At 64.5% G+C, this 12690-nt stretch carries 6 protein-coding genes; 2 read left to right on the top strand and 4 right to left on the bottom strand.

Features of this window, described 5'->3' with window-relative positions; genetic code table 11:
- A complete protein-coding gene (locus tag KW842_RS21690; RefSeq protein WP_218306208.1) occupies positions 1-2835 on the top strand; it encodes an ATP-binding protein in 2835 nt (944 codons plus the stop codon).
- An 11-nt stretch (positions 2836-2846) separates the two neighbouring features.
- On the opposite strand, the gene KW842_RS21685 is transcribed toward KW842_RS21690, so the two are convergent.
- The gene (locus tag KW842_RS21685) at positions 2847-3068 is read right to left on the bottom strand and encodes a hypothetical protein (protein WP_218306207.1); all 222 of its coding nucleotides are present in this window, start codon (positions 3066-3068) and stop codon (positions 2847-2849) included.
- Positions 3069-3126: 58 nt separating this feature from the next.
- A complete protein-coding gene (locus KW842_RS21680; RefSeq protein WP_229223835.1) occupies positions 3127-3654 on the bottom strand; it encodes a hypothetical protein in 528 nt (175 codons plus the stop codon).
- A 99-nt stretch (positions 3655-3753) separates the two neighbouring features.
- Between KW842_RS21680 and KW842_RS21675 the strand changes: the two genes are divergently transcribed.
- Positions 3754-6210 carry a S9 family peptidase gene (locus tag KW842_RS21675; protein WP_218306205.1) on the top strand — a complete coding sequence of 819 codons (2457 nt, stop codon included), beginning with the start codon at positions 3754-3756 and terminating at the stop codon, positions 6208-6210.
- Positions 6211-6355: 145 nt separating this feature from the next.
- Here KW842_RS21675 and KW842_RS21670 read toward each other — a convergent pair whose 3' ends face one another.
- Together KW842_RS21670 and KW842_RS21665 are read right to left on the bottom strand one after the other, a co-directional pair.
- On the bottom strand, positions 6356-10831 hold the full coding sequence (locus KW842_RS21670; RefSeq protein ID WP_218306204.1) for a translocation/assembly module TamB domain-containing protein: 4476 nt from the start codon (positions 10829-10831) through the stop codon (positions 6356-6358).
- Entirely contained in the window at positions 10831-12687 is a 1857-nt protein-coding gene (locus KW842_RS21665; protein WP_218306203.1) for an autotransporter assembly complex family protein, read from the bottom strand. The genes KW842_RS21670 and KW842_RS21665 overlap by 1 nt, the downstream gene beginning before the upstream one ends.
- Between the last annotated feature and the right edge of the window lie 3 nt (positions 12688-12690).

Below are 12690 nucleotides of genomic sequence, written 5' to 3'. Positions count from 1 at the left end.
ATGTTTCATATTAAATCGCTAGAACTGGTCCACTGGGATTACTGGCAACGCATCAAGAACATCCCGCTGGACGCCAAGATCATCACCATCGCCGGCCAGAACGGCTCCGGCAAGACCACCTTGCTGGACGCGCTGCGCACGCTGTTCGGCCTTGATTGCTCGATGGGCCGCACCTACAAGCACTATGCGCGCCATAGCGGCCAGCAGACCGCCTGGCTGCGCGCCGTGGTGGACAACAAGCCGATGGGCCGCCAGCTGTCCAACCGCCCGTTCCGCAGCTCCGGTTTCTTCAGCGACGACGAAGTCACGCTGTTCTGCCAGATCCAGAAGAACGGCGGCGACTGGAAGCGCCAGTACCTGATGCGCCCTGGTAATGTGCAGATCGAGGACATCGGCGAAGCCGGTAACGAGTGGCTGGGTGTCGAGAACTACCGCAAGCGCCTGGCAAACGCCGGCCTGTCGCCGGCCATGGCCAAAGTATTGGCCCTGGAGCAGGGCGAAACGGACAAGCTGTGCGAGTACGCGCCGCGCCAGTTGCTGGACCTGGTGTTCCAGGTGTTCGGCGACAAGGAAGTGCTGGATGCGTACGACGAAGCCAAGCGCCACCAGCGCGACACCGAGACGGAGCTGAAACGCTTTGAAGCGGAACTGGAGGCGTCCAAGACCAACCTGGAAGGCCTGCGCCTGCGCGTGGCCAACTACCACCAGTGGGAAGACCTGAACAAGGAGCGCCGCAACCTGCAAGAGGAAGTGCTGGCGTCGCTGGAGTACCACGAGGCGCGCGAGAAGCACGCTAACCTCAGCCGCCAGCTGCGCGAAGCGCGCAAGCCGCTGCTGCAGGCCGACGCGCAACTGGCCGACAAGCGTTCGATGCTGGCCGCTCAGGCCAAGGCGCTGTCGGACGCACAAAGTCATGAGACGGTGCTGGAGCAGGAATCGACCTCGCTGCAAACCCGTTTGACCAGCATCAACGGCAAACTGAAGCCGCTGGAAAGCCTGCTGGAACAGAAGGCGCGCCTGGAAAAGCTGGCATCGGATTCCGGCTCGGACCTGGCGGAAGTGGCGAAGACGCTGCAGGAAAAGGAAATCGAACTGGCCCGCCAGCGCACCGCGCGCGACGCCATCGCCTCCAGGATCGCCAGCGAGCTGTCGACCATCTCCGCCTTGCAGGGCAAGACCGCGATGCCGGAGCCGGAAGCGCAGCGCGCCATGCGCAAGGTGCTGAACGACGCCGGCATCGGCCACGCCATGCTGTCGGATATTGTCGAAGTCACCGATCCGAAATGGCAGGGCGCTGTCGAAGGTGTGCTGTCGGGCTATGCCTCGGTGGTGCTGCTGGATAAATCCTCCGACGCGGCGGCGGCTTACCGCCTGGCGGAGAAGGAACGCTATCGCCACTTCATCGTGCCGGACCTGGTGCACGCGCCGACCATCAAGGACAATTCCCTGATGTCGGTGGTGAACTTCTCGGCCAAGGTGCCGGCTTGGCTGGTGGAACAGCTGTCGCGCATCACCAAGGTGGACAGCGTGGATGTCGGCGCCAAATTGGGCAGCCACGAAGAGTGGATCACGCCGGAAGCCTATCACCGCGAACGCCGTGGTGGCCGCTCGCTGTTCGTCGAGGCTTCGCGTTACCGCTTTGGTTCCGCCGGCCGCTCGCAGCGGATGGAAGCGATCCAGCGTTCGCTGCCGGCGCTGGAAGCGCTGGAAGACCAGCTGACGCTGGTGGTGTCCAAGCTGGCCACCGAAATCAGTTCGCTGAAAACCCGCCTGGCCGGCGTTGACGCCGCCAAGGAGCTGGCCGCGCGCGCCGAGGAATTCGACGAAGCCTCGCGCAACGCCGTGCCGCTGCGCGCCGAGCGCAGCGAAGTGGGCGCGCGCCTGGGCGAACTGCAAAACCTGATCAAGACCGCCGTGGTCACGCGCACCCGCGCCGACACCACCTGGCAGAACGCGCGCTTCGCATTGTCGGAAGCGGAAGCCGGCATGCGCCTGAACCACAAGCGCGCGCTTGAGCAGCGCGCCGACCACGCCAAGGCGCTGGTCGCGCTGCGCAAGGCATGGCGTCATTTGCCGCAAGCGTGGCGCCGTCCTGCGCGCCGCGCCGCGCTGGTCAAGGAACACCAGAATGCGCACCAGGTCAATCTGCGTATCCACAGCCTGGAGGCCAGCCTGTCGCGCAGCGACTGGGAACTGGACGCTACGGTGATCGACCAGTACCAGCGCCTCAACGACCAGCTGCATTCGCGCCAGTCGGAAACCGAGGAGCGCCGCTACCAGAACAACCGCGCCATCGAAGCGACCGGCAATGCACGCGGCGCCTACATGGAGCGTTTGCGCTATACGATCAAGACCTACGCGGCCAATATCAAGGAGCTGGGCCAGCTGGCTGGCATCGAGGTCAGCGCCGATCCGGTGCGGCTGGAGAATGACGACGTGCAGCTGGCGCAGGCAGGCCTGCATGTGCGCTTCAAGTTCGACGGCAAGGGCGTGATCGGCATGAACGACGGCGAAGCGTCGGGCGGCCAGCAGGTGATGAAATCGCTGGTGCTGCTGATTGGTCTGCTGAAATCGGAAGAAGGTTCTGGCGGCTTTGTCTTCATCGACGAACCGTTTGCCCACCTGGATATCCGCAACATCCAGCTGGTCGGCGAGTTCCTGAAAAATACCGACGCCCAGTACCTGATGACGACGCCGCTGACGCACAACACCGATGTCTACGATCCTTCGGAACTGACGCTCATCACGAGTAAAAAGAAGAAGGACACGGAATGGGCGCAGCCGATCTTCGTGCTGCAACGCCGTCAGGCGGAAGCGGCGAAGGCTGCCGCTTAATTTTCCCGCAACTAATCCAGCAACTGATCCAGTTGCTGCGCCAGAAGGGCCGCCTGATCGCGGCCCTTTGCCTTTAGCACCGCCTCCACGTAGGGATCGCGCAGCTGGCGCAAGTCGTCCAGCGTGGCGGCCTTTTCCACCTTGAGTTGCAAGGTGAAACCGCGTAATCCGATGGTGCTCTTGATGGTCCTGGTGTAGAAGTCGTACACCGCAAGCTGCTGCGTGGCGTGCATGGCAATACCCTCGTTTAAATCTACCGCGTACGGTAGATTCAACGATAGCACTTGTCGCTTACTTGATGTCGAAAATGTCTATCGGACGCGGCACCGGTTTCTGTGTGCGGCGCCATTGCACCAGCAGTGTGGCGTAGACGCCATAAAAACCGCCCAGCAGGCCAAACAGCCATGCGGTGATCGGCTGGCCGAGGAAGTCCGGGTCCAGCGCCAGGCCGTTGTGCATGTGCAGATAGGCTTCAAACAGGCGGTAGATCAGGCGGCTGATGAACAGCATGATGACCAGCAGGCCAAGCTTGCGGTCCTGGGTGTAGAAGAAGCCTTCGGCGCGGTTCTCCAAACGGCTTTTCTTCATACTCAGCTTGCCGAGCAGGCCGCCCGCCACCACGCCGGCCAGCAGCGCCGCCATGGCGACCCAGTTGCCGATGTTCTGGATAGCGACCGCCAGCACCATCACCACCATCACCGCCAGCGTGGCGTAATGGCGCCACAGCTCGGACTTGGTGCGGCCCAGCACGACCTTCAGGCGCGAATAGATGCGCCAGACCGCCAGTGGCACGAGCAACAGCAATACGAGTGTGGTCATTTCCATAATGTGTCCGGATGCGAAAACTGAAAACCGTGATTGTACGGCACGGATTGACAATCAAGGCTAGCATAAGCAAACTGGACCGAGAGGACATACATGAACCAACCTTTATCCGTGCTGCCCTTGAATCTGGGCCTGATGGCCGCCGCGCCGCAAGCCGGCGCGCAGGAGGGCGGCTACCAGCTGCCACCGGCCGCCTTGCAGGCGATTGTTGACGCGGCGCGCGCGCCGGCGCTGAGCCTGAGCCCGCAGCGCAACCTGCTCGCCGTGGTGCAGACGCCGGCCTTGCCCGGCATCGCCGAAGTGGCGCAGCCCGAGCTGAAGCTGGCCGGCTTGCGTATCAATCCGCGCACCTGCTCTTCGTCGCGGTTTTCGTTCGGCTCGGAGCTGGCGTTTCTCGATCTGGCGACGCGCAAGCAAAGCCGCATACGCGGCCTGCCGCGCGGCCTGCGCCTGTCGGACCTGAGCTGGTCGCCGGACCAGCGCTACCTGGCGTTTTCGCATGTGTCGCTGAAAGGCGATCGCGGTGCGGTGGAGTTGTGGGTGGTGGATATTGCCGAACGCAAGGCGCGCAAGCTGTCGCCGCAGCCGCTGTCGGCGGTGCTGACGCGCGGCTTCAACTGGCTGCCGGACAGCAGTGGGCTGCTGGTGCACTGGCGTCCGGCCGGCATCGGCAAAGCGCCGCTGGCGACCGGCATTCCTTCCGGACCGATCGCGCAGGACAGCAGCGCCGATGGCCATGTGCGCCAGCTGCGCACTTATCAGGATTTGCTGAAGAACGAAGAGGACGCACGCCTGTTCGAGTTCTATGTCACGGTGCAGATGGCAATCGTCGATTTGCACGGCAACACACGGCTGGTCGGTGCGCCGGGCCAGTTCTCGCGCACCTCGATTGCACCGAACGGTCAGTACATTCTGACGCAAAGCATTACGCGGCCGTATTCCTACATCGTGCCTGTCTCCAGTTTTGGCGAGCGGGTGGAGGTGCGCGACCTGCATGGTGTGGTGGTGCACACGGTCGCCAACCTGCCGCTGGAGGAGGGGCTGCCGCAAGGGAATGACGCGGTGTCCGAAGGCGTGCGCCATGTATCATGGCGCGCCGATGCGCCGGCCAGCCTGGCCTGGGCCGAGGCGCAGGATGGCGGCGATCCGGCGCGCGACGTCATCGACGGTGTGCGCGACCTGGTGCTGATGCAGGCGGCACCGTTCCGCGAGCCGCCGCTGGTGGTGGCGCGGCTGACGATGCGCTACGCCGGCATCGCCTGGGGACGCGACGATGTGGCGCTGATCAATGAGCGCTGGCACAAGACGCGCGCTTACCAGCAGTGGATGATCGCGCCCGGCCATCTTTCCACGCCGCCGCAGCTGATTCACGCTGGTTCCTATGAAGACCGTTACAACAGTCCCGGCTCGCCGGTGATGCGCGCCGACGTTAACGGCTTCCCGCGCCTGCTGATTGGCCCCGGCACGACGGTGCTGCTGGACGGCGCGGGCGCGACGCCGGAAGGCGACCGACCCTTCCTCGACCGCCTGAGCCTGACCACCAAACAGAAACAGCGGCTGTTCCAGAGCGCCGCGCCATATTTTGAAAACGTGGCGGCGGTGCTGAACGATGACGGTACGCTGTTGCTGACCACGCGCGAGTCGCCGTCCGAGCGGCCGAATTACTATCTGCGTGATCTGAACAAGCCGGAAGGCGGGCAGCTGACTGCACTGACCCACTATCCTCATCCGACGCCGCAGTTGAAAGACGTGGTGAAGGAGCAGATCCGCTATCCACGCGCGGACGGCGTCGAGCTGACGGCGACATTGATGCTGCCGCCTGCCTACGACGCGGCGCGCGACGGCACGCTGCCGATGCTGATGTGGGCGTATCCGCAGGAGTTCAAGTCGGCCGGGGCGGCCAGCCAGACCACCGGTTCGCCGTACCGCTTCAGCGCCGTCAGCTATTGGGGGCCGGCGGCCTTCCTGGCGATGGGCTATGCGGTGCTGGATAATCCCTCGTTCCCGATTGTCGGCAGCGGCGACGATGAGCCGAACGATACGTATCTGCCGCAGCTGGTGGCATCGGCCGAAGCAGCGGTGGAGGAGGTGGTGCGGCGTGGCGTGGCGGACCGTCACCGGATCGCCATCGGCGGGCATTCGTATGGCGCCTTCATGACCGGCAATCTGCTGGCGCATACGCGCTTGTTCCGCGCCGGGATCGCACGCAGCGGCGCGTACAATCGCACACTGACGCCATTTGGCTTCCAGGCCGAGGAGCGGCCGTTCTGGCAGGCGCAGGAGGTGTATCAGGCGATGTCGCCGTTTAATTACGCCGACAGGATCAAGGATGCGCTGCTGCTCATCCATGGCGCGGAAGACAGCAATTCCGGTACCTTCCCCTTGCAGAGCGAGCGCATGTTCCAGGCCATCAAGGGGCTGGGCGGGACGGCGCGGCTGGTGATGCTGCCGAATGAATCGCATGCCTACCGGGCGCGCGAATCGATCCTGCACATGCTGTACGAGACCAATGCCTGGCTGGAGAAATACGTGCGCCACGCCAGCGCGTAACATGGGATGCTGGCATTTTCTCAGGAGAGATAATCATGAAATTATTCCACCGCGCCCCGGACCCCGTACCGGTCGATGATCCGACACCACCCAATCTACCGCATCCTGTGCCGCAGGATGACCCGGTGCCGGATCACAATCCGCGCTAGTCGAACGCCCAGGTGTAGAGCACGTCCAGCGCATTGTTGGTGCCGGTCTGGAACTGTAGCGTGATGCGCGGGTTCAGCTTGTACTTCAGCTTGACCAGGCTGGTCGCGCTGCTGGCGCCCTGTTCAAAGCTCAGGTAGGCGCGCGACGAGATGCGCTTGCCGACCGTGACCACGGTGTTCTGCAAGCCAGTGGCCGCGCCGGCAGTCGATGTGCCCGCCGCCTGGCCCACGCCCAGTTCATCCACGCCCAGTGCATTCGCCAGCTTGCCCTGGCCGGCGCCGCCGAACAGCGCGCCCGCCGCAGTGCTGAGCAGCGCCATGTCATTGCCCTGGGTGTTATCGATGCCGTGGCCCAGCACCAGCCAGGCCAGCTTGTCGCTGTCCGACACGGTTGGCGTGGACACCAGCTTGGCCTGTGGCGCCAGCGCGGTGCCGCGCACTTCGACGCCAGCTTCCACATTGGTTTCGCTCAGCGCTTCGCCTTCCGGACGGCGGCGCACGGCGAGGATGTTCAGGCCCGGATTGTCGTAGGCGCCGGTGAAGTTGATCACGCCGCGGTCAATCGCCAGTTTCTGGCCATAGGCCGCATAGGTGCCGCTGACCACGCGGATGCTGCCGTTGACGCGTGGCGGGCGGCGGTCCGCGACGCGGATGCGCAGCGCGCCGGCCAGTTGCGCATCCAGCCCTTTGCCCTTCAGGTTGAAGTCATTGCCGAGATCCGCTTCGAGGTCGATGTTGAGCGGCATGCCTTGCGCCGCCTTGACCTGCGGTGCACCCTTGCCGACAATGACCACGTCGTCGCTCAGCGTTGGCGTGTCGGCGCCGGCCAGTTCGATGCTGGCGCGGTCGGCGCGTACCTTGCCGTCCAGCTGGAAGTGTCTGGCATCGCGCGTCAGGCTGCTGGTGCCGCTGATGACCAGGATGCGGTCGGGGCGCGACAGCACTTCCAGCTTGTCTGCGGTGAGTTTCAGCTGCATGGTCGCTTCGTTGGCGGCGTAGCGTATCCAGCCATCGGCTTGCGCGCGGCCCTGGTTACCGTCGAAGGCGAGCTTTTGCAGTTGCAGCTGGTCGCCGCTCAGGCGTGCTTGTAGCTGGCCGTTGCGCAGCTTGATGCCCTGGTCCAGCCAGTTGACCACCAGTTTGTCGCCGCTGATGTCGCCGCTGAGCTGCGGCGCGGCGATGGTGCCGCTGCCGTTGATATCCATCTTGAAGGAGCCGTCGATTTCCAGGCCAGGCTGGCCTGCCAATGGGGCGAGCCAGGCCAGCGAGCCCATATTGGCGCTGCCGGTCAGGGTGAAGCTGCTGTCGTCGGCCAGGCGGCCGTCGTGCAACTGGGCGCTGCCATCCAGTTTGGCCTGGCCGGCGCGCGCGCCATCGACGTTCAGCTGTATGTGCAGCGTGCCGTCGTTGACATCGGCGCGCGCGTCCAGTGTGCGCAGGCCGAGCGCTTGCGGCAGGTCGGCGCCGGTGATGGTCAGGTCGCCCTGTTCTCGATAGACATGGACCATGCCGGCCAGCGCGCGGGTGTCCGCTTGCAGGTTGAGGCCCCATTCGGCGCCGATGGTCAGGGTGCTGCGGACGTTGTCGCGCCAGGCGTCGGACAGCTGCGCCAGATAGTTGACCGGTACGCCGGTGGCGCGGCCGTTGCTGCGCCAGGCGGCGCCGGTTTTTTCCAGGTTGTCGATGCGGACGCTGCCGGCCGGCAGGTTGATGGTGATGGCCCCCAGTGCGATTTGCTCAGGCTTGAGCAAGCCGGCCACGCCGGTGTCCTGCGGTGCGCTGAGTTTCAGCGGCGCTGGCGCGGCCAATGTCAGCGCGAAGCGGCCTCTGTTTTGCAGGGTGTCGATGGCGCCGGTCCAGGTATCGTCGGCCCAGCTGCCTTTGACGCGCAGCGCGGCATCAAAGCTCGGGCTGGTGGCGCTCAGCTGGATAATGTGGGCAGAGCGCGTGCCGCTGGTCTGCAGCCGTGCGCGGTCCAGCGAGATCGATGGCGACACGTAGCGCGTGATTTCGATGTCGCTGACCAGCGGAACATCAGCCGTTACCTCCGCCGCACTGGTGCGCCCTGCACCCCGTGCCGCTGCGCCGCCGCTGGCCGAAGCACCAGAACCCACCGTAGTACCGCCGCCGCTTGCCATCGCGATCGTATTACCCAGCGTTGCGCTGCCGCGCACGGTGCCGATCTGCTGCTGGCCGGGCGCACGCAGGTTGCTGCCGTCCAGCGTCAATACGATGGCGGGACGGGCGCTGGTGCCGGAGGCCGTGCCGCTGGCGCGCAGTGCACCGCCGAACTGCGGGCCGAGCGCGCCAAGTTGCGGCGCGTCGAGCTTCCATTCCAGCTTGTCGGCCGCACTGCCGAAGCTGCCCTTGGCTTGCAGGCTGTTGGACGCCAGGTGCAGGTCGATATCCGCATTGCTGATGCTGCCTTTGGATGCTGTGAGTCGGGCATGCCCCGACAATGGCGCATTGGCGAAGGTGGACGGCTGCAAAGTCAGGTTTACGCCAGCGCGCCAGTCGGCAGCCAGATGCGCGTTACCGCTGAAGGTGGCGTTGATCGCGCCTGCCTGCGCCGCGCCAAAGCTGGCCGGATTCAGGCGCTGAACGCTGCCGTTCAGTTTCAGCTCAGGCGTGCCCTTGACCATGAGCACATCGCCAGCCGCGTGTATCAGGCTGTCCGAAGGACGCTTGGCCGAGGCGAACGCCAGTCCTTTCGCATCCGCTTCAAAGCTGCTGCGCGGCGCGTCCATGCTGCCGCTGACGATGCCACTGGCGGCAATCGCGCCCAGCAGGTCGCTGCTGACCGCCGACAGCTGGCGCGCATCGACCTTCCAGCGCAGCTGCTCGCCCGGCGCACCGAAATTACCGCTGATATCCGCAGTGTTCTGCGCCAGCGACAGATGCGCATCCACGCCGCTGATATGTCTGGCGTCCGCATTCAGTTTGCCGTTGCCGGTCAATGCCTGCCCCATGAACTTGCTGGCCTTGATCTGGAAGTCGGTGGCAACCTGCCACGCTGGCGCCAGTACGCCCTTTGCATTCACACCGGCATTCAGGTCAGCGATCGGATAGCCGGTGCCCAGCGCGGATGGATCGAAATGGTCGACACTCAGCCTGGCGCTGAACTCCTGCTTGTCTTTCAGGCTGGCCTGCCCGGTGGCGCTGATGCTGCCTTTTTTGGCCAGCAGGCGCGCCTGATGCAGTTGCAGCAGTGCGTCCGCCAGTGTGGCTTGCACGTCGAGGCGCAGGCCTTTGTCCGCCAGCGCGGCAGTCAGCGTCTGCTTCTTGGGCGTGCTGGTCAGCGCAATGTCGCCAGCGACAGCGGTTTTGTTGATGCTGGTGTGAATGTGCTTCAGGTCGAAACGGTCGGTATGCAGCTTGAATTGCGCGGCGTCGATGCCGGCCTCCGGGCCGCTGCGGTCCACCTTGCCGCCGCCGGTGAATTTACCCGCCGATCCCATGTCCAGAAAAACGTTATCCAGCACCGAGGAGGTCAGCGTGCCATCCAGGCGGCCGCTGAAGGCTTGCAGCGGCAGGCCTTTGTGGTCCAGCGGCGCGGCCTTGCCCTGATTGAGCAGGGCGAACTGGCCGGAGAGTTTCTGGTCCTTGGCAATGGCGGCGCTCAGCTTGAGACTGAACTTCGCTTCCGGCCATGCAGCGTCAAAGCCGGCCGGATCGAGATCCCGCCCTGTCAGGTCGATCGAGCGCAGGATGATCTGCTCGAATGGCGCCAGCGACAGCGTGGCCTCGCCGCTGGCGCCATTGGCCGCACCTTGCAGCTTGAGTCCCAGCAGCGCCAGGTCGCCGCTGGCTTGCACTGCCAGCCGCACGTCGCCGCCGGCTGCCAGCGATGCCTTGCCTTGCAGCGCGAATGGCTTGTTGCCGGCGATGGTCGCATCGGCCTTGATGTCGCCAAACGCCGTATGCGCCGAAGCGTCGCGCAAGCGCCATGACTTGCGGTCGCCGTCCAGCTTGAAGCGCAGCTGCCCGATCACATCGCTGCCGGCGGCACTCGCCAAGGTCAGCTTGTCCAGCCGCCCGTCGGCAATACTCAGCTTGATCGGCGATGCCAGCGACGCCGGCATCGTGGCAGGCTCCGATGGTCCGGTACTTTGTACCAGCAAACTGCGCGCGTGCAGCTCGCTGATGGTCAGGCCTTCCGAAAAATACTGCAATGGCGACCAGTTGATGTCGATCTGCTCCGCCGTCACCACGCTATCTTTCGAGCGGTACACCAGCTTATCGATGTGCATGCGGTGATACAGCGAGCCGCTGACCCCGGTCACGCTGATCTGCCCGCCGCTGGCGCTGGACAGGCGCTGCACCAGCTGCTGCAAGGTCGACTCGCGGCCCAGCAGCCAGAACGCGCCGAGCAGCAGCACGGCCACCACGGCCAAGCCGATCGCCACACGGCGCGGCCAGCGGCGGCGTGGCGCAGCAACGGTGTCTTGAGGAGTGTCTTGTTGGTCAGCCATCAGAAAGTGAATCCCAGCGAGAAATGCAAACGATATTTACGCACTGCGTGGCCATACGCCACGTCGACATTGATCGGTCCCACGGGACTCTTCCAGCGTCCACCGACGCCATAGCCGGACTTGGGATGCAGGGCGCTGATGGTGTCGCCGGCGTTACCTGCGTCGTAGAACACCGCCGCGCCGTACTGCGGCTTGAACCAGTACTGGTATTCCGCGCTGGCAGTGGCCAGATAGCGGCCGCCGGTGATCGCGCCATCCAGCGGCACACCCAGCTCCTGGTAGCCATAGCCGCGCACCGACTGGTCGCCGCCTGCGCGGAATAGATATACCGCCGGCACGCCGTTCTTGCTGCCCGATGCAAGCCCGCCTAACTCGCTACGGAAGATGGCGTTGGAACTGGCCCCCAGCGGCATATACAGCACGCCGCGCGCGTAGCCGCGTATAAACTTTTCATCGGTCAGGATCGGCAGCAGCGCGCCGCCGACCTGCGCATTCAGCGCGTAACCCTTGGTCGGGAACAGCAGGTTGTCCAGCTTGCGCCAGGTGACGCCGTAGGTCAGCGGCAGGCTCTTGCTCTGGCTCGACGGAATGCCGCCGACGGTTTTGGTTTCGGTCAGCAGCTCCAGCGTCAGGTTACGCTCCAGCAGTGGCGTGCCCCAGGCGCGCTTGGCAGCCAGGCTGGCGACGCTGGTCACTTCGCCCGAAATGTCGCTGCGCTCGAACGAGGCGCCGACGCTGTCGTTATAGCCTTCCGGCGTGACCGGGAAGTAGAAGTTGCTGGTGGCGGTCTGTTTCTTGGTTTCCAGCGTCAGTGCGCTTTTCATGCGCAGGCCGAACACCGACAGGTCGTCATACGTCAGCGAGGCGCGATTACCGGTGTTGGTTGAATAACCGACACCGGCACTGACATTCTTGCGCTTGTTCTCCACCACCCGCACCAGCAGTGGCAACGGCGCCATGCTGGCGTTGGCGTTCTGCTCCGGCGTCATGGCGGCGGCGTCCAGCTGTTCGTTGAGGATGGCGCTGGTGTCGGCGCTGACTTCAACGCTGGCGAAGTAGCCGGTGTCCTGCAAGCGCGATTGATACGATTGCAGCGCAGCCTCGCTGTAGTAGTCGCCGGGGTGGATCTGGTTCAGGTTGCGCACCACCGTATCCGGATAGCGCTTCAGGCCTTCGATGCGCAAGTCGCCGAAACGCATTTCCGGACCGCTGTCGATCACCACCTTCAGGTTGGCGAGGCGCTGTTCCGGATCGACGGTCGCCTGGCTCTCCACCAGCTGCGCGCGCGGGTAGCGGGTCTGCACCACCGAGCGCAGGATGGCGCGCTTGGCCGACTCCCATTCATTCTGGCGGAATACCTCGCCTTTTTTCAGCGGCCATCCGGCTTTCAGCGCGTTGACGTCGAACTGCTTGTCGGCCGGCTGGTCGGGATTCGGCGCAAAGCCCTGCAAGGTCAGATCGATCTCGCCGACGCGCACCGGCTCGCCCGGCGTCACTTTCACTTGCACCACCGGAGTCTGCGACGATTCGCGGTCCAGCGTGGCGCTGACCTGCGGCGAATAATAGCCGTCGGTGGCCACCAGCGTGCGTACCTGTTCAGGCGTCACCCGTACCAGCCGTTGCAGCTGCTCGCGGTCGATGCGGTCGTTGCCGCGGAAACGTACCAGGTCGAGGTTTTGCTCAAGCAGCTCGCGCACGTCGCCGGGAGCGTCGATGCGAACCTCGTATTTCAGGCCCTGGGCCGCTTGCGCCACGGTGGCCAGCAGGGCCGCAGCGAGGCCGCAAGACCCTTTTGCCACAACTTGTGCCAAAATTCGTGATCCTGCCCGTTTTTTTGCTGGCGATGCCGGTAACATGAG

The organism is Duganella sp. sic0402, from assembly GCF_019219065.1.
Classification (GTDB): Bacteria; Pseudomonadota; Gammaproteobacteria; order Burkholderiales; family Burkholderiaceae_D; genus Rugamonas.
Note: the sequence above shows the minus strand (reverse complement) of the source record. Positions and strands in the feature narration are given on the sequence as shown.